Consider the following 17,645-nt stretch of genomic DNA (forward strand, 5'->3'; position numbering starts at 1 on the left):
GCAAATCCATTAGCCTGAGTTTCAATACCAAGAGCACGAATGGCCACCGTAAACGAAGTCATTGACACCACCATCGACGATCCGGGCAACCGGACCCCGCTCGTGATTGGCGGACACAACTACGGCTCGATTACAGAGCTGGTCTGCCGCATCAACGAATCGAAAACGCCCATCGCGTGGTACATTGCCTTCGCGGTGTCCCTGATGACCCTGGGCATGTTTGGCAGTTTGATCGGCTACCTTGTATTCACCGGGGTTGGTGTTTGGGGTAACAACAATCCGGTCTACTGGGGTTTCCCGATTGTCAACTTTGTGTTCTGGGTCGGTATCGGTCACGCTGGAACGCTTATTTCCGCGATCTTGTTTATCTTCCGTCAGAACTGGCGAACGAGTATTAACCGTTTCGCAGAAGCTATGACGATCTTCGCGGTTGCTTGTGCTGGGGTTTTTCCGGCTGTGCATATCGGTCGTGTCTGGGTTTTCTACTGGCTCTTCCCGATCCCAAGTTTACAGCTATCGATGTGGCCGCAGTTCCGCAGCCCCTTGCTATGGGACGTGTTCGCCGTTTCAACCTATGCCACGGTTTCGGTGATCTTCTGGTACACCGGGATGATTCCTGACTTGGCTACCCTGCGAGATCGCACGAAGAACCCGATTCTACGCATCGTTTACTCCGTTCTCTCGCTTGGCTGGACTGGCTCAGCTCGCAAGTGGTCCCGTTACGAAAAAGCCTACACATTGTTTGCCGCCTTGGCCGCTCCCTTGGTGCTTTCTGTGCATACCATCGTTAGTTTCGACTTCGCCGTTTCGCAGTTGCCTGGCTGGCATACCACGATTTTCCCACCCTACTTCGTCGCTGGAGCGGTGTTTAGCGGGTTCGGTATGGTGCTTACCCTGATGGTCCCAGCTCGTCAGATCTTTGGTCTGCACGACGTGGTGACCAAACGCCATCTCGAGAATGTGTGTAAGATCTTACTGGCGACCGGCTCGATGGTTGGTTACGCCTATGCAATGGAATTCTTCATTGCCTGGTACGGCGGTAACCTGACGGAGCAGTTCGCCTTTGTGAACCGTGCTTTTGGTCTCACACCGTGGGCGTACTGGGTGATGGTTTCCTGCAATGTGATTAGCCCCCAGCTGTTCTGGTTTAAGTTTTGCCGAACCACCCCTTGGATCATGTTCGTGATCAGTATCTTCGTGAACATTGGGATGTGGTTTGAGCGATTCGTGATTACCGTCACCTCGCTGCAACGCGACTTCCTACCCTCTTCCTGGGGCGAGTTTGTCCCCACGTGGGTTGACTATGGAATGTTGATCGGCAGCTTTGGGCTGTTCTTCACTTTGTTTCTGTTGTTCGTTCGCTTCGGTCCAATTGTGGCCATGGCAGAAGTCAAATCGGTGATGGCTCATCCGCATCACGATGTTCACGACATTCCGCAAGGCGACTACCACGACGACGAAGTCGACCACTAGTCACTAGTTATCGAATATTTTCCCTGGAACTTCCGCAGGGCCGAGATAAATGGCACAAGATTCGAACAACTCCGACCAAAAGCTGATTGGGCTAATGGCACAGTTCGACGACCCCGACTCTTTGTTGGTGGCGTGCGAAAAAGTGCGTAGGGCAGGCTACACCAAGACCGATGCCTACACTCCCTTTCCGCTTCACGGTATCGACGAAGCACTCGGTATCAAACCAACCATCCTGCCTTGGATCGTGCTGAGCTTAGGCATTTTCGGTGGCTTGGCTGGCCTTGCTCTTCAATACTACACCAATGCGTTTGATTACCCGTTCATGATTTCGGCCAAGCCAACATTCAGCTTGCCGGCAAACATTCCGGTGATATTCGAATTGGTTATTTTGCACGCCGCGATTGCCGTTTTCATCGGTATGCTGGCACTCAATCGGCTGCCCACTTTCTCGAACCCACTTTTTCGAGTTCCTGAGTTTGCCCGCGCCACCGACGACAAGTTCTTCTTGACCGTTGATGTCACGGACAACTCATACAAGCCGAAAAAGACTCGCGAACTTTTTGATAGCTTCCGCGGTCAAACCGCTGTGCTCGAAGTTTATGAAGATCCGAGCGAAGCCAATCTACCTCCCGTCCTGAAATATGTTGGCATTTGTGCCGTCGTGATTGCTGTGATTCCACCACTGTTGCTGTGGAAAGCTTATAACTCGACTGCGACGGTGCCGCGTATCAATCCAATCCGAGATATGGATGTTCAGCTTCGGGCAGACACCCAAACCACCATGCCGTCGATGATCTTCACCGATGGCCGGGCCATGCGTCCCCGTATCGCAGGGACTGTTTCCCGCAGTGACTCGCTAGATTCCGTTTTCGTGACCGGTATTGTCTCGGAAACCGCTGAGCAAAACGTTGCTTTCCTTCAAGAGGAAGAAAAGCCAACAGCCGAGCAGCCCATGGAAGAGAAGCCAGCCGAAGCTGAGGCGGCCCAAGATAACGCGGAACAACCAGCAGCGGAAGCACCTGCCGAAAACGCCGCTCCAGCTGCTGCCCCACCTGCTGAAAACGAACCAAACTGGGTCAAGTTTGCCCCAATCACGGTTAAACCATCGACACTCGAACGAGGTCGAGCTCGCTACAACATCTACTGTTCTGTTTGCCACGGCCTGGCCGGGGACGGTGACGGTTTAGTGTCTCAACGAGCGATCGAACGGGAGCAGGCCACCTGGGTTCCTCCGACAAATTTGCATACCGACTACCTTCTGACACAACCGGACGGCAAGATCTTCAACACCATTACCCACGGCATCCGCAAGATGAAGGGTTACGGCGATCAGATTCCTCCGGAAGATCGCTGGGCAATCGTTACCTACGTACGAGCTCTGCAGAAGACGCGGACTGGCACGGTGAATGAGATTCCGGCCGTCGAGTTGAAAGAATTGGAAATTAAGGGTCAGTAACGAAAATGGGCGGTCACCACAAACCTACGATCACCGTGACGGATGATGAATCGATCCGCCTCAATCCGGCTTGGCAGTCGGTGCGGGTCGTCGCGCTCGCCGCTGGCGTCGTGTTCCTGCTTCTCGCCATGGCACTTGGCCTGATGCAGGAAGACAAATCCTACTTCTTCCATACATTCCTGACGAGCTTTGTCTACTTTCTCAGTATTTCGCTGGGAGCGTTGTTCTTTGTGCCGATTCACTTCCTCGCTCGGGCTGGCTGGAACGTTGTCGTTCGCCGCGTGGCCGAGTTGATGATGCAAAACCTGATCCCGATGTCGATACTTTTCCTCGTCATCCTCTTGCCGGTTATCTTTGGTAGTAGCTCGCTGTTCGATTGGAACAACCCTGAGTTATTGGTCAAAGGTGGCAAAGATTACGATCAACTGATCGCGCACAAAGAGCCCTATTTAAACTGGGGATTCTTTGCGATCCGGGCCGTCATTTATTTTGGAGCCTGGATTTGGATCGCTCGTTACTTCTTTACCAACTCGCTAAAGCAAGATGGTACCGGTGATAAGCAGATCACGCTGAACCTCCAAAAGAACAGTTCCCTCGCAGTCATCGTGTTTGCCCTGACGGTGACCTTTGCCTCATTCGATTGGCTGATGTCGCTTGACCCACACTGGTTTAGCACCATTTTCGGCGTTTACTTCTTCGCTGGTTGTGCGGTTAGCTTCTTTGCAGCGATCACGGTGATCCTGTTTTTACTACAGAATGACGGCAAACTCGTCGGTATTGTTACCAAAGAACATTACCACGACATCGGTAAATACACGTTCGGTTTTACCCTGTTCTGGGGTTACATTGCCTTCAGCCAATACTTGCTGATTTGGTACGCCAACATTCCGGAAGAAACCGAATGGTACCTTCGCCGCCAAGAACATGGCTGGGCTTACGTCGCCATCTTTTTGCTCCTAGGTCAGTTCTTCATTCCGTTCTTTGGTGTCATGTCCCGACATGTTCGCCGAAATAAGTACGCATTGACTGGCTGGGCAATATTCATCCTGGTGATGCACTATGTTGACCTTTACTACATCATCATGCCTCAAGTTGGTAACGCTGAAGGCGCGCCAACGTTTGGTTTGACCGATATCTGCTGTTTACTGGGAATTGGCGGCATTTACATCAGCTCGCTGATTTGGTTTGCCACGGACAAGCCGCTCGTACCGATCAAAGATCCACGATTAAACGAATCGCTGGCCCTTCAGAATCACTAATTAAGGGCGTTTGCATGACGGATACCACTGAAAACACACACGACAAGCCAGCGGCAGCCGAACATGGCCACGCCGAGTCGACGGCACCTTCGTACGACGATCTCAATACACCGATGATTGCCCTGATAGGATTTCTCAGTGCAGTTGTCACTTTTATTTGTATCATTGGATTACAGGCAGCCTACCTGCAGTATTCCACCACACACGAAGCCGAGATGCGCAACGTTCCATTCTCGAATGTTGATAGCCTAGTGACGGCCCAACAAGCGAAACTCAACAGCGGTTATAGCTGGGTAAATAAAGAAACGAAGACTATCGCCATGCCAATTGATCAGGCCATGAAAGTAGTCGCGGAACAGTACGAATCCAACTAACCCCAGGCAAAGCATCAGTCATCATGCGAGGCGCTAAACTAGTTCGAACGATTTGGGCAGCATGTGTGTGCTTGTTTTGTTGCACACTGGCGAACGCCCAGATCAACGAAACACCGAAGGCGCTTGAAGATCTGACTGTTGACGAACACCTCAACGACCAGTTGCCGCTCGATACGAAGTTTACGGACCACACTGGAAATGTTGTGCGATTGGGTGATTTCTTCGATGGAGAAAAGCCCGTTATTTTGTCGCTCAACTATTCCAATTGCCCCATGCTGTGCCAGCAGCAACTCAATGGGCTCGTGGCCACCCTTCGAGAGATGAAACCAAGTGTCGGGGAAGACTTTCAGATCGTATCGATCAGTATCGATCCGGAAGAAACTCCCCAGCGAGCCAGAGAAACTCGCAAGCGTTACTATGATGACTACGATCGTTCCGGAACCGGCAGTGGTTGGCATTTTCTTGTGGGTTCTCCCAAGTCAATCCTCACGATGAGCCAAGCGACCGGCGTCAAGTTTCGCTATGTACCTGAGCAAAAAGAATACGCTCACATTGCCGTGCTGATGTTATGCACGCCAGAAGGACGTATTTCCCGATACATTTATGGCATTCAATTCGACGAGCCAACGTTACGTTTGTCGCTTGTCGAGGCCAGCCAAGGCAAAATTGGCTCGACGATTGATCAGGTAATTTTGACATGCTTTATGTATGACGAAACCTCTGGTCGTTACGGGCCGCAAGCGGTGAAAATCATGCGACTGGGCGCCTTTGCAACGGTGTTTTGCCTTGTAATCGGACTTACTCCTTTTTGGATTTTCCGTCGTCGCCGGGCGGCAAGCTCCTAAAGAACCAAAATACATTCCGCGCACGAGGCAGTCCTACTCGGCTACCTCAGCGACTTAAGTAAGTAAATAAGTTAGCACGCGATGGTCCACCTTATAGGCTCAACCATGCTTTCCATCTTGGCGGACGCCAGTTCGTCCCTGTTTTTTCCACCTGAACAATCGACGTTCGCCGCTGATGTTGATGGGTTGTTTGATTTTATCTACTACCTTTCAGCGTTCTTCTTCATCGCGATTATTGCCGTGATGATTCTCTTTGTGCTGCGATATCATCGCCGCAAAGGGCACGTCGAGCAGCCATCGGCATCGCATAACGAAGTCCTGGAAATCACCTGGAGTGTGATTCCATCGATTTTGGTCGGCTTTATCTTCTTCTACGGCTTCACAAAGTATCTCGATATGCGTGAGCCGCCAGATAATGCCTACGAGATTCAGGTGATTGCGAAACAGTGGAGCTGGCAGTTCATTTACCCCAACGGGGCCGACTCGGACGAACTACATATTCCAGTTAATCAGCCGGTTCGCTTCATCCTGCAATCGTCTGATGTGCTGCACAGCTTTTACATCCCTGCATTCCGCATCAAAATGGACTGCGTCCCCCAGCGTTACACCAATACCTGGGTCATCGCCAAAGATATCACCGGCGAGGGGAAGGATAACTCCGAACATAAGCCGTACGATCTGTTCTGTGCTGAATACTGCGGTAAAGACCACTCGCGGATGCTTGCCAAAGTCTACGTTCACGAACAAAGTGACTTCGACGCCTGGTTAGAAGATGCGGCGAATTACTTAGAGGGCAAGACCCCCGAAGAGGGTGGTAAACTGGCCTTCGAAAAGAAAGGCTGCACCCAGTGCCACTCCGTCACCGGAGACAACTCGGCCAAGTACGCTGGGCCTCCTTTGAACGGTCAATGGGGCACCGAACGAAGCGTGATTGCTCGCGGTGCTAGTTCCCCTGAGAACGTTGTCATGGATGAAAATTACATTCGTGAATCCGTTCGTGAACCGAACGCCAAAGTCGTAGTGGGACGTAAGCCGATCATGCCGGTGTTTACTCCCCAACAACTCAAAGACAATGAAATTACCGCGATCATTGCCTACCTCAAGTCGCTTAAGTAAGAAATCAAGATAGGGCAGTTTAGCCATGGCTACGATAACGCCAGACACACAAATCGACATCGGTCACAACGATGACCCTAACTCGAACTACCTGACCAGTTCGCACGGGTTCCTGTCGTGGGCCTTCACGTTAGATCACAAGCGGATCGGCGTGATGTATTTGGTCGGCATCTTCAGCTCGTTCTTTCTGGGCGGCATCATGGCCCTGCTGCTCCGATTGCACCTATTTCTGCCAGATGGTCTGTTCCCGCCGTCGATCATCGATAACGACACGTACAACCAGCTGTTTACGCTGCACGGCGCGATCATGACCTTCTTGTTCATCATCCCCAGCATCCCCGCTGCACTGGGCAATTTTGTGCTGCCGTTGATGGTGGGTGCCAAGGATGTCGCGTTCCCGCGGATGAACTTGGCCAGTTTCCATCTGTGGGTTCTCGGAGGCATCTTCTTCGTGATTGCCCTGGTGACAACCCGTTTGGACACCGGCTGGACGTTCTATACGCCGTACAGCATTCAAACGAGCACCAACGTGATCGCTGCCACCATTGGTGCGTTCATCCTTGGTTTCAGTTCGATTTTCACGGGCTTGAACTTTATCGTTACCGTGAACACCATGCGTCCGCCAGGCATGAGTTGGTTCAAGATGCCGTTGTTCATGTGGGCCATTTACGCCACGGCCATCATTCAGATTTTGGCTACGCCAGTTCTGGGTATTACGTTGCTGCTGTTGATGGCTGAACGCATTTTGCAGATTGGTATTTTCAATCCGGCTCTGGGTGGCGACCCGATTTTGTTCCAGCACTTTTTCTGGTTCTACTCGCACCCCGCTGTGTACATCATGATTTTGCCCGCGATGGGTATCATCAGCGAATTGATGTCGGTTTACAGCCGCAAGCCCATCTTTGGTTACACCTTTATCGCCTACAGCTCAATCGCGATCGCTTTGCTCGGCTTCTTGGTTTGGGGTCACCACATGTTTGTCAGTGGCCAAAGCCCGATGACCGCCGTGATCTTCAGCGGTTTGACCTTTAGCGTGTCAATTCCCTCTGCCATCAAGGTGTTTAACTGGCTGGCAACCATGTACAAGGGGAACATCAACTTGGCAACGCCGATGTGCTATGCCTTGTCGTTTATCTTCCTCTTCTCCATTGGTGGTTTGACCGGTTTGTTCCTGGGTGCTTTGGCAACCGACATTCACCTTCACGATACCTACTTTGTGGTGGCTCACTTTCACTATGTGATGATGGGCGGCACGGTGATCGCGTTTGTCGGTGGTCTGTACCACTGGTGGCCGAAGATGTTCGGCGTGATGTACAACGAGATGTTTGGTCGGTTGTTCTGCCTGGTAGTCTTCATTGGCTTCAACCTGACCTTCTTCCCACAGTTCATCATGGGTTCTCGCGGTATGCCACGGCGTTACGCGACCTATGTGCCGGAATACGAAATCTTCCATCAGTTGTCGACCATCGGTGCCATCGTGCTGGGGTTGGGCATGGTCGGAGCGGTTACCGTTCTGATTGTGTCGCTGTTCAACGGCCGCAAGGCTCCGGCAAACCCTTGGGGGGCCGCGACGCTGGAATGGACCTGCACGAGCCCACCGCCATACTACAACTTTGAACATGCCCCGGCAGTTGGTTCCCCCTACGATTTCAGCGACCTGAAGTACGATCCTCAGGTTGGTGGCTTCGTCAAAGACCCGGCAGCGGCGAATAAACCGAAGCCAAGTTCGCATCACTAACAGCCAGTACCCATTCATTCCCTAGCGTGACGACGTTTAGAAACGAATTTGCCCTATGAGCGCCGCCGTCGAAACCCACGATAACGCCCAGCATGCAGAGGGGGACCATCACGGTCACTCTCCGTTCCAGGCTCACCACTTCGAGACGATGCAACAGCAGTTCGACTCGGGCAAGCTGGGAATTTGGCTCTTTCTCATCACGGAAATCCTGTTCTTCAGCGGGCTGTTCTGTGCGTACATCATTTACCGGGTCAACCATCCGGAAGTGTTCCTGTACGCTCACAAAGAGCTCAACACCATGCTGGGGGCGGTCAATACCGTGGTGCTGATTGTCAGTAGCTTGTCCATGGCCTGGGCTGTTCGTGCCGCTCAGTTAAGCCAAAAGAAGCTGCTTGTCGGTTTGCTAATCACAACGCTTGCTTTAGCTGGCGTGTTCCTTGTGATTAAGTACTTCGAGTACACCCACAAATTTGACAAGGGGCTCTTTACTGGTGAAGCGAACATCATTTACCAGGTGCAACACCCAACCCAGTTTCCGAAGGTAGCCGAAGAGATTGCGGAAGCGGAAAAGGAACAGCATGCCAACGCTACCGCTCATGAGCATGGCGAAGGGGAAGCTCATGGTACTGATGACCATGCCGCAGAACACGCTTCAGCCGAGCATGGCGATGTCCATGGGCACGGTGGGCCAGAAGAATTTGTCAATGCACCACGCAACGCTCAGATCTTCTTTGGTATCTACTACATGATGACGGGCTTACACGGTGTTCACATCGTGGCCGGGATGATCGCGATTGGCTGGCTGATTCGTCGCTCAATTCGAGGCGACTTCGACAGCGAGTACTTTGGTCCGGTTGACTATGTCGGTTTGTACTGGCACTTGGTCGACTTGATCTGGATCTACCTGTTTCCGCTCTTGTACCTCATTCGTTCCTAATTCCATTTCGGAATCTTGATATGTCTGACCAATCGAATTCTGCTGACAATCACGACCATGGCTTGTCCCACGTGATGTCCATTCCGATGTTACTGGGAACGTTCGCAGCGTTACTTGTGCTGACTTTCTTCACGGTCTCGGTGGCCGAGTGGGAATTGCATGGCATCGATATCTGGGTTGCCTTGGGGATCGCCACGGTCAAAGCCCTGTTAGTGGCTGCGTTCTTTATGCACCTTTACTTCGACAAGTTTTTCAACGTGTTGCTGTTGGTGTTTAGCTTGGTTTTTGTGGCCTTGTTCATTGGATTCTCGCTTTTAGATTCCGAACAATACCAACCTGAAATCCAAAAATACTACAACGCCACAGCTAAGGTTGAATAACTACCTGGCTATGTGCGATGCACAGGTGGCTGCCCAAGAAGTAGCCACCTGACGAGGTCTCAAGTCGCGATGCTCCGCAACTCTTTTTCGGCGATCTCGATGCGGCGTGAAGAATATCAGGCCAAATTCGGGTTCGCGTTGTTCATCGCATCGCTCACGATGTTCTTTCTCGCTGGCTTAGTCGCTTTCATCGCGATTGGATCTTTTCCCAAAGTCATTGCCATCCCAGTCAGCAGCATTCCCTGGCCACTTACGGTCGGAACGCTCTTTATGCTGGGCGTTAGCTTTACCTTGCATCAAGCCGTTGTCAGTGTTCGTCGCGAGAAGCAATTGCGTTTGCGACAATGGCTCTGGGCTTCGGTTGCCGTGGCGATCATCTTTATTTTCTTCCAAACAATCGGACTAAGCGAATTACTGGAAAGTCTGGCCGGGGCGATTAATGCTGGAAAGCTCCAGCCACAATTTGGCGTGGTCTTCTTTTTAGTGTTTGTCCATGGGCTACATGTGATCGGCGGAATGCTTTTTCTCCGCTGGGTGATCTTTCGGGCCTACCAACATCGCTACGACCACGAGAGCCACTGGGCTGTCGATCTTTGTGCCCTTTATTGGCACTTTCTCGATGTCGTGTGGATAGTTATGCTAGGCACGTTTTTGGTGACCTGCCAGTTTTAACTGGTCCTCGTAGAACAGCAACATTCTAGCCACCCGATTCTTGGATGGTTGCCAATTCTTCCCAACGCTCCATTGCCAACAGCAACTCCTCGCCAACTTCTTCCAGCCGCTGAGAAACCTTTTTGATTTCCTCTTGGGGCTGTTGATAGAAGCCTGGATCGGCGATCTTCGCTTGCAGCTTTTCTTGTTGGGCTTCTAGTTCTTCAATCCGTTGTGGCAGGCTATCGAGCTCTCGCTGCTCTTTGTAACTCAGCTTGCGGCCTCGTGCTCCTTCGTTGTTCCCCTTTTTAGGAGCGGCCGATTTTTCAGCAGCGACGGGCTTCGCTTCCAGTTTGGTCGGGGCCAGTGAGGACGAGCTTTCCTTGTTACGTTGAACCAGGTAGTCGTCGTAGCCACCAGCATATTCGCTGACATTGCCATCTCCTTCAAACACAATGGTGCTGGTCACTACATTGTTCAGGAACTCTCGATCGTGGCTAACCACCAATATGGTCCCTGGATAATTGACGACCAGATCTTCCAAAAGCTCCATGGTGTCGGCATCGAGGTCATTGGTCGGCTCGTCGAGCACGAGCACGTTGGATGGTTTGGCAAATAACTGTGCCAACAGAAGCCGATTTCGCTCGCCACCGCTCAAATACTTGATCGCCCGATTGGCCTGCTCCGGCGTGAAAAGGAACTCTTGCAGATAGCCGACAACGTGCTTTGACTTGCCGTTGACATGAATAAACTCGTTTCCCTCACCAATGTTTTCGCGCAGCGTCTGCTCGGGTTCGAGTCGAGCTTGCAACTGATCGAAGTAGGCAATTTGAACGTTGGTTCCCACTTTCACTTGGCCGTGATCAGGCTTGAGCTGTCCTAACAGAATACGCAGTAAGGTCGATTTACCAATGCCATTTCGGCCAATGATCCCCACTTTGTCGCCACGCATGATCACGGTCGAAAAGTCGTCCACGATTCGCAAATCGCCGAAGCGGTGCGACAGATTATCGGCTTTGAAAACCAACTGCCCCGAGCGGTCGGCGACGTGGGCTTCCATTTTCACGCTGCCAACGTGCTTACGCCGGTCGCTGAATTCTTCACGTAGCTTTTTCAGTGCGCGCACGCGACCTTCATTACGAGTTCGCCGGGCTTTGATCCCTTGTCGAATCCAAGTTTCCTCTTGGGCCAACTTTTTGTCGAACAACGCTTGCTGCTTCTCTTCCGCTTCTAAGGCTTCCGCTTTCCGCCGCAAGAAGTCGTCGTAGCCACACGACCAACTTGTCACTCGACCGCGGTCCACATCGATCACCCGCGTCGCTAACTTGCGAGCAAAGGCCCGGTCGTGCGTGACAAAGACGATGGAGCTCGATGTATTCAGCAGCAGTTTCTCTAACCACAAGATCGAATCGATATCTAAATGGTTGGTCGGTTCGTCCATGAGCAGCAGATCAGGTTCGTTTACCAATGCTCGTGCTAAAAGAACGCGACGTTTCATTCCGGCAGAGAGCTTCTGAAACACCAACTCTCCATCCAAACCGGTGCGAGTTAATGTTTGTTCAATCTGGTTCTGCAGATTCCAACCGTCGTTGGTATCGATTTCGTGTTGCAATTCATCCAATCGATTGGCAATCTGGTCGTTGGCATTTTCAGCTAGCTGGTGGGTCAGCGTGTGATATTCACGCAAAACGGCTGCCAGTTTTCCTACCCCATCGGCCACCACATCGAAAACGGTTCCCCGATCATCCGTTGGGACCGTTTGTGCCATTTGGGCGCGCGTTAGCCCGACTGCAGTCGCAACTTCGCCATCGTCTGGCACAACTTCGCCAGCGAGAATCTTAAGCAAGGTCGATTTGCCTGCCCCGTTTCTTCCCATCAGGCAAACACGTTGCCCAGGCTCTAGCACAAGGTTCACGTCCGTAAACAAAGGGCGGTCGTGATAGGAATGGCGAACGTTTTTCAGCGTAATTAGCGGCATATTGGTCAAACGCAAGGTGATATAATACGATCGAGAGGCACCTCGCATGAAGGGGTGCCTGGAAGCGCATAATGTGTATCGTCGCGGAAATTGGCTTCCGGCAAAAGGCCCACTTCGGGAAGCAGGGCAGATTGTTTACCGAGAAAAACACTCCGTTACGCAATAAACCGTAGCTGTCGCGAAACTTGAATCGCTTCCCAGGGTTCTATTATCAATGGGAACGTGTAGCGGCTTCGGTCCCTGGCACGGTTTTCTCTTTTCCGTTTGAATTCGTGGAGTTGACTTTATGTCTTGTTCCTCTCTCTTCGCATCCCGACGCCAGATTATTCGTGGTGCCGCCGCATTGGGTGCAACGGCCTTATTTACCCCTGGCGTCTTTGCAGAAATGCTTTCGCTAACGCCACGATTAACCGAAGGCCCTTTCTATCCCGATAAGTTGCCGTTGGACAAGAATAACGACCTGGTCATCATTGGCGACAATACCACTCCAGCGATCGGTGAAATTACTCACCTTACTGGACGAATTTTGACGCCTAGTGGTGCGGCCATGAAGAACGTCACGATTGAAATCTGGCAGTGCGATGCCAACGCGGTCTATCTTCATACCCGCGACAGCAATGGTAAGAAGAATCAGCAAGACAAGAACTTCCAGGGGTATGGTCGCTTCGAAACCGATTCGACTGGCGAATATCGCTTCCGCACGATCAAGCCGGTCCCCTACCCTGGCCGACCAGCCGGTCATATTCACTTCAAGGTATCGCAAGGTGACCAGGAACTCCTGACGTCACAAATCTTCATTCGAGGTTTCCAAGGCAATGCGACCGACGGTGTATTTCGCCGAGCCGGTGATCAGTCCGACCGCGAACTCGTTCAGGCTGACTTCAAACCACTGAAGGGATCGATGGTTGGAGAACTGGCCGCCAATTTTGATATCGTGCTTGGGAAAACCCCTGCCGATCGTCAACTTCAACCTCGTCGCTAATAGAATCTCTGCCAGACCGACCTGCTTGAAGAAAGAGGTGTGTTGCTGCCACCATCGGTATTTTGGCGTTTCCCCATTCGCCTTTTCCCTCAGGCTCTGGTCGTCCTGGACGAGGGCCTGGCAATGCACCTCAAGAAAACTAGCCCCGGCGAGCCGCCCCATGTCATGCCTGCGGCCGAACGCGATTGTGTTCGGCCGTTTTCTTTTCTTGGCCTTCCCTTGCGTTTTGCTCTTGCAACGCAAAATTGTTTTCTTCCTCCCAGCGAACACATCCGCAGCAAGCGTGTCTCCCTCTGCAAAGGAAGTGAAAGCCAAATGGTGCGGCGGCTGCCTGCAAAACAGCATATCGTGGGTTCGATTCCCACCCACTTCTTCTTCAATTGACATCGGCCCCAGCGAGGTTAGCCGACGTCAAAAAGCAACGACTGAGTTTGTCTTTCCGGTGGCGCAGGGGCTCAAGCTTTGGCTGGTTAGTTCCTTGCGTTCCGCGTGCGGTTTCTAACGGGGCAAACTCAAGTTCGTGGAAGCTCAATTGGTAGAGCATCAGTTCTGGAAACTGAAAGTTGCAGGTTCGACTCCTGTCCACAACACCCGGCTAATCGAACGATTGGCCACCACTGGGCTGAAAGGCCTTCAAGTGCCTGCGGCAAGCGGGCGACGCCAAGTCAGCCATGGGAGGGAACCTCTTCCGCCAAGGTGAGCCGTTTGTTTCGACAAGCGGCCTACCAAGTGGAACCTGGTTCACACCCACGGCACCAGCTTGAAATGCGCCTTGCAGGATGACAGTTCACTTTCATCCGCGATTGGCCAACAGCGATCGAAGTCGATTCGCACAACTTGGGACATCGCTCCTTGGTTAGCGTTTCGATCAACATCGCCAGCGGCCAACTGCCATGTTTGTGAACGCATTTCTCCGCGTGTTTTTCTGGGACTTCCGCGAACGTCCGTTTGCTAAAGGTGTCTTTTTCATCTTACCTGGAAGTTTTGTTAGTCGGTCCGCTACGCGGGTCATGTTTGGTTGTGCCAAAGGGAGGTGCAACATGTTGTTCATCAAAACGATCAAAATTAAGAAGTTTGAAATCGGCCTATTGTTCCGCGAAGGGGACTTCACGCATATCGTGGAGCCAGGCACACACCATCTTTTTGACCCTTGGAACAAATGCCGCGTTGCGATTCATTCGCAGCGTGACGCATTCTTTGCGGACGAACAACTAGACGTGATCGTCAAGTCTGGCGTACTTGCTGAACGCGCCAAAGTGCTCGACTTAAAGCAGCACCAGCGTGCTTTGGTTTGGGTCGATGGTCGTTTCGATCGTGTCCTTGGGCCAGGCTTGTATGCCTACTGGACGAAGTTTCGGGAAATCGTTGTAGAAACGTACGATGCCCGTGACGTCCGCTTCGAGCATGCGCAACTCAAATCGATGTGGCAAAACACGACGGCTCGTCAGCACCTCGAGTTCTACGACATCAACCGCGACTGCGCTGGTGTGTTGTTCATCGACGGGCGTTATGTCGAATCGCTCGGACCAGGCACATATGCGTACTGGCGCGGTATTGCTGACATTAAGTTGGTAGAAACCGACCTGCGCGAGACGATGCTGGACATCGGCGGTCAGGACATCATGACCGCCGACAAGGTAACTTTGCGGATTAACGCTGTGGCAACCTATAAGATTGTCGACGCCAAGTTGTCCGTCACCGCCAGCAACAGCCTGGAGCAGTCGCTCTACCGGGAAGTGCAGTTGGCTTTACGAAGTGTAATCGGTTCCAAGGATCTCGATTCCCTTCTATCTGCCAAGGAAACGGTTGCGGAAGAGTTGGAAACGATCGTCCGTCGCCGAGCCGGTGAATTAGGACTAGCGATTGTCAGCGTCGGAATCCGAGATGTGATTCTGCCTGGCGACATGAAGGACCTGTTGAATAAGGTAATGGAAGCCAAGAAGGCAGCCGAAGCCAACCTCATTGCTCGCCGCGAGGAAGTCGCCGCAATACGGAGCCAGGCCAACACCGCCAAAATGCTGGCCGATAGTCCAACCTTAATGCGACTTCGCGAACTCGAAGTTCTGGAAAAGATCGCCCAGACCGGCAAACTCAACATCGTGCTAGGAGAAAAAGGCCTAGCCGATCGCTTGACGACGATGCTGTAATCAAGAAAGCTCGGCTCCGTTCTACGTAGCCGAGCTTTCTGTATTTTGTGTCGACACGCATTGTCTCAACGTGCTCAGACTTTCTCTTTACGACTGCTCCTGTTCGCCTGGTAGCACAGTGCTCGATAAGTGAGAATCATAGAAAAGCAATCCCAAGACTTCACTTCATGTTGCTAGCCAATCATGCTCTCCCGCTACACGATCTACCGTCGGCGTCCCGCAGGTGTTCCTCCACTTCCAGATGGAATTCGCCAAGATACTCGTTTTCGCACGAAACACATTTTGCGGCCCAACTCGACGATCGTTGATGCCTATCTAAACGATCCCAACGACGTAAGCTTTGCGAAGTTTCGGGAAAGCTATCTGAAATTGCTCGCACAGCGTTTTGAGTCAGAACAAACGGCATTCGATGACTTGGCAGAACTGGCCATGGAGCACGACGTGTATTTGGGCTGCAACTGCCCAACCCAAAAGAACCCCAATGTCCGGCATTGCCATACTTGGCTCGCATTAGAATTTATGTCGCAGAAATACCCTAACCTACCAATTCAGTTTCCTTAGTAAGACATCCGCTTGTGTCCGTGTAAAGCAGGTAAATTACGCAGCTTCAATTAATAAGATGTAATGAAACGAGCGATTAATTATTAAGCAATTCCACTAAAATGGCCTCCTTCACGCAGACTTGCCACCAGATGAGGGGAAGCCTGAACTCCACCTGTTCTTTATCTGCCGCAACATTCAGCAGCTAGGCCGCGCATTCTCCAAGCACTCGGTGAAACAACGATCTTTAGCAAAGTCTTCTTTTTTGCTTAGGGTTACTTTAATACCTCTAATCTTTCATGTGCTGTAACTTTTTCGCGTTCTAAGGAAGTGATCATAAATGATTCTTCCCTTACGAATTCATTGGCACAGTCGTTGCCAAGGTACTTGTAGGAACGACTGAGAAGTTTTTCGGTCAGCAGCCACCTTTCACAGGGTTAACGGCGCGGGCCTATATTTAACCTCAAGAGGTAAGAGTGATGAGTAAGGGATTTTTGATCGACATGGATGGCGTCATCTACCGTGGCAGCCAGATGATCCCTGGTGCGGACCAATTCATCCGACAGCTACGAGAAGATGGAACCCCCTTTCTGTTTCTAACGAACAACAGCCAACGCACCCGTCGAGATGTGGTGACGAAGCTGGCACGCATGGGCATTAATGTCGACGAGCAACACGTCTTTACCTGTGCCATGGCAACGGCGCGGTTCCTGGCACAACAGAAACCGAACGGCACTGCCTATGTCCTGGGTGAAGGAGGGCTGCTGAATGCGTTGCACCAGAACGGTTATTCGGTGGTCGACCATGACCCCGATTTTGTCGTCGTCGGCGAAGGTCGAACGCTCAACTGGGACATGCTAGAAACCGCAACGCAAATGATTTTGGATGGCGCCAAGCTCATCGCCACCAACGATGACCCGAACTGTCCCACATCGCGAGGCACGCGGCCTGGTGCAGGGGCAGCGATTGCCTTTTTAGAAAAGGCGACCGGACGCAAAGCATTAAGCATTGGCAAACCGAGTCCGCTGATGATGCGCATGGCCCGGAAGGAGATCGGCCTGGAAACATCCGAAACGGTGATGATTGGTGATACCATGGAAACCGATATTCTGGGCGGCGTTCAAATGGGATATCAGACGATCTTGGTGCTCTCAGGAGGCACCAAACGTGAAAACGTTATCGAACATCCTTATCACCCCGATTTGATTATCGAATCGGTGGCCGAGCTCGTTCGACCATCGGTTGATCGAGTCAGTTTAAAAACTCCGGTAGGTGTTCCTGATCACGAAGAGTCGGCGGAACGCTTTGTGGCTTCGTTGCGGCACTAAAGCCAATCGCGCTTCGATCTCGCACAATCAAACTTGCCGCTCAGCAATTTTCCTTAGCGGCCCATGGGAATCTCTTCTAAAAAATCCGCACGTTGGCGGGCGTCTAGTTACGTTAAGTGCTTGGCGTCCGCGTCTTATCTCTTGGGAACGACACGTTCTGGGCGGCGTTTTTGATCGCAAACTCCGCAATAGCTCTCAATTCGACCTCTAAATCTCGTGATTTCTGGCAAGAAACCTCTGCTTTTTTGGCGGGGTAAGCTTGTCACAATTGGCTCATCGCTTGGGTGATCTATACTCAATACCTTAGATAAATCGGTTTCTTTGTTGCCTTCGCCATGCAAGATTTATTGCTTGACGACTCAGGCCACGGGCACTCGAGCATTGCTCGAAAAGCAAAGCATTAAACCGATCCCTCGCAACCTCCCCATCCCCCTTTGCTTT

The 17,645-nt window shown here is 51.8% G+C and carries 16 protein-coding genes and 2 tRNA genes; 16 read left to right on the top strand and 2 right to left on the bottom strand.

Translation table 11 applies throughout. From position 1 onward, the window contains the following. The first annotated feature begins 39 nt into the window (after positions 1–39). From nrfD to DTL42_RS06650, 10 genes are all read left to right on the top strand, one after another. Positions 40–1,473: an NrfD/PsrC family molybdoenzyme membrane anchor subunit gene (gene nrfD / locus DTL42_RS06605; protein WP_114367853.1), complete on the top strand. Its 1,434-nt coding sequence runs from the start codon at positions 40–42 to the stop codon at positions 1,471–1,473. A gap of 49 nt (positions 1,474–1,522) precedes the next feature. After that, positions 1,523–2,929, top strand: a complete 1,407-nt coding sequence (locus DTL42_RS06610; RefSeq protein WP_114367854.1) for a quinol:electron acceptor oxidoreductase subunit ActD — start codon at positions 1,523–1,525, stop codon at positions 2,927–2,929. Between the two features lie 35 nt (positions 2,930–2,964). Next, positions 2,965–4,188 (top strand): quinol:cytochrome C oxidoreductase, encoded by a 1,224-nt coding sequence (locus DTL42_RS06615; RefSeq protein WP_234824091.1) that lies wholly within the window; start codon positions 2,965–2,967, stop codon positions 4,186–4,188. Positions 4,189–4,202: 14 nt separating this feature from the next. Continuing rightward, positions 4,203–4,562 (top strand): hypothetical protein, encoded by a 360-nt coding sequence (locus tag DTL42_RS06620; RefSeq protein WP_114367856.1) that lies wholly within the window; start codon positions 4,203–4,205, stop codon positions 4,560–4,562. Between the two features lie 23 nt (positions 4,563–4,585). Continuing rightward, on the top strand, positions 4,586–5,407 hold the full coding sequence (locus tag DTL42_RS06625) for an SCO family protein (RefSeq protein ID WP_114367857.1): 822 nt from the start codon (positions 4,586–4,588) through the stop codon (positions 5,405–5,407). Positions 5,408–5,512: 105 nt separating this feature from the next. After that, positions 5,513–6,523, top strand: a complete 1,011-nt coding sequence (gene coxB / locus DTL42_RS06630) for a cytochrome c oxidase subunit II (protein ID WP_234824092.1) — start codon at positions 5,513–5,515, stop codon at positions 6,521–6,523. A gap of 25 nt (positions 6,524–6,548) precedes the next feature. After that, positions 6,549–8,261, top strand: a complete 1,713-nt coding sequence (locus DTL42_RS06635) for a cytochrome c oxidase subunit I (RefSeq protein WP_114367858.1) — start codon at positions 6,549–6,551, stop codon at positions 8,259–8,261. A 55-nt stretch (positions 8,262–8,316) separates the two neighbouring features. After that, positions 8,317–9,198, top strand: a complete 882-nt coding sequence (locus DTL42_RS06640; RefSeq protein WP_114367859.1) for a cytochrome c oxidase subunit 3 family protein — start codon at positions 8,317–8,319, stop codon at positions 9,196–9,198. Positions 9,199–9,218: 20 nt separating this feature from the next. After that, positions 9,219–9,578 carry a cytochrome C oxidase subunit IV family protein gene (locus DTL42_RS06645; protein WP_114367860.1) on the top strand — a complete coding sequence of 120 codons (360 nt, stop codon included), beginning with the start codon at positions 9,219–9,221 and terminating at the stop codon, positions 9,576–9,578. 69 nt (positions 9,579–9,647) lie between these two features. Further along, on the top strand, positions 9,648–10,250 hold the full coding sequence (locus tag DTL42_RS06650) for a cytochrome c oxidase subunit 3 (RefSeq protein ID WP_114367861.1): 603 nt from the start codon (positions 9,648–9,650) through the stop codon (positions 10,248–10,250). A 25-nt stretch (positions 10,251–10,275) separates the two neighbouring features. On the opposite strand, the gene DTL42_RS06655 is transcribed toward DTL42_RS06650, so the two are convergent. Then, positions 10,276–12,255 (bottom strand): ATP-binding cassette domain-containing protein, encoded by a 1,980-nt coding sequence (locus DTL42_RS06655; RefSeq protein ID WP_234824093.1) that lies wholly within the window; start codon positions 12,253–12,255, stop codon positions 10,276–10,278. Positions 12,256–12,493: 238 nt separating this feature from the next. On the opposite strand from DTL42_RS06655, the gene DTL42_RS06660 reads away from it, so the two are divergent. From DTL42_RS06660 to DTL42_RS06670, 3 genes are all read left to right on the top strand, one after another. Beyond that, positions 12,494–13,189, top strand: coding sequence for a protocatechuate 3,4-dioxygenase (locus tag DTL42_RS06660; protein WP_114367862.1), 696 nt, complete (start codon positions 12,494–12,496; stop codon positions 13,187–13,189). 301 nt (positions 13,190–13,490) lie between these two features. Next, positions 13,491–13,562, top strand: a tRNA-Cys gene (locus tag DTL42_RS06665). 143 nt (positions 13,563–13,705) lie between these two features. Beyond that, positions 13,706–13,779, top strand: a tRNA-Pro gene (locus DTL42_RS06670). Positions 13,780–13,930: 151 nt separating this feature from the next. On the opposite strand, the gene DTL42_RS26220 is transcribed toward DTL42_RS06670, so the two are convergent. After that, a complete protein-coding gene (locus tag DTL42_RS26220) occupies positions 13,931–14,098 on the bottom strand; it encodes a hypothetical protein (RefSeq protein ID WP_158545258.1) in 168 nt (55 codons plus the stop codon). Positions 14,099–14,229: 131 nt separating this feature from the next. Between DTL42_RS26220 and DTL42_RS06675 the strand changes: the two genes are divergently transcribed. The 3 genes from DTL42_RS06675 to DTL42_RS06685 all read left to right on the top strand — a co-directional run bounded on the left by DTL42_RS06675 (position 14,230) and on the right by DTL42_RS06685 (position 17,204). Further along, positions 14,230–15,336, top strand: coding sequence for a slipin family protein (locus tag DTL42_RS06675; RefSeq protein ID WP_114367863.1), 1,107 nt, complete (start codon positions 14,230–14,232; stop codon positions 15,334–15,336). Between the two features lie 183 nt (positions 15,337–15,519). Then, entirely contained in the window at positions 15,520–15,897 is a 378-nt protein-coding gene (locus DTL42_RS06680) for a hypothetical protein (protein ID WP_114367864.1), read from the top strand. Between the two features lie 458 nt (positions 15,898–16,355). After that, a complete protein-coding gene (locus DTL42_RS06685) occupies positions 16,356–17,204 on the top strand; it encodes a TIGR01457 family HAD-type hydrolase (RefSeq protein WP_114367865.1) in 849 nt (282 codons plus the stop codon). The last annotated feature ends 441 nt before the right edge of the window (positions 17,205–17,645 follow it).

The organism is Bremerella cremea, assembly GCF_003335505.1.
Classification (GTDB): Bacteria; Planctomycetota; Planctomycetia; order Pirellulales; family Pirellulaceae; genus Bremerella; species Bremerella cremea_A.

Bases quoted from the DNA above. Each gene is read 5' to 3' on its own strand.
- DTL42_RS06620 (WP_114367856.1), top strand. From the start codon at position 4,203: ATGACGGATACCACTGAAAACACACACGACAAGCCAGCGGCAGCCGAA.
- DTL42_RS06610 (WP_114367854.1), top strand. From the start codon at position 1,523: ATGGCACAAGATTCGAACAACTCCGACCAAAAGCTGATTGGGCTAATG.
- DTL42_RS06635 (WP_114367858.1), top strand. From the start codon at position 6,549: ATGGCTACGATAACGCCAGACACACAAATCGACATCGGTCACAACGAT.
- DTL42_RS26220 (WP_158545258.1), bottom strand. From the start codon at position 14,098: ATGCGTTCACAAACATGGCAGTTGGCCGCTGGCGATGTTGATCGAAAC.
- DTL42_RS06685 (WP_114367865.1), top strand. From the start codon at position 16,356: ATGAGTAAGGGATTTTTGATCGACATGGATGGCGTCATCTACCGTGGC.
- coxB (WP_234824092.1), top strand. From the start codon at position 5,513: ATGCTTTCCATCTTGGCGGACGCCAGTTCGTCCCTGTTTTTTCCACCT.
- DTL42_RS06650 (WP_114367861.1), top strand. From the start codon at position 9,648: ATGCTCCGCAACTCTTTTTCGGCGATCTCGATGCGGCGTGAAGAATAT.
- nrfD (WP_114367853.1), top strand. From the start codon at position 40: ATGGCCACCGTAAACGAAGTCATTGACACCACCATCGACGATCCGGGC.
- DTL42_RS06675 (WP_114367863.1), top strand. From the start codon at position 14,230: ATGTTGTTCATCAAAACGATCAAAATTAAGAAGTTTGAAATCGGCCTA.
- DTL42_RS06680 (WP_114367864.1), top strand. From the start codon at position 15,520: ATGCTCTCCCGCTACACGATCTACCGTCGGCGTCCCGCAGGTGTTCCT.
- DTL42_RS06645 (WP_114367860.1), top strand. From the start codon at position 9,219: ATGTCTGACCAATCGAATTCTGCTGACAATCACGACCATGGCTTGTCC.
- DTL42_RS06640 (WP_114367859.1), top strand. From the start codon at position 8,317: ATGAGCGCCGCCGTCGAAACCCACGATAACGCCCAGCATGCAGAGGGG.
- DTL42_RS06655 (WP_234824093.1), bottom strand. From the start codon at position 12,255: ATGCGAGGTGCCTCTCGATCGTATTATATCACCTTGCGTTTGACCAAT.
- DTL42_RS06660 (WP_114367862.1), top strand. From the start codon at position 12,494: ATGTCTTGTTCCTCTCTCTTCGCATCCCGACGCCAGATTATTCGTGGT.
- DTL42_RS06625 (WP_114367857.1), top strand. From the start codon at position 4,586: ATGCGAGGCGCTAAACTAGTTCGAACGATTTGGGCAGCATGTGTGTGC.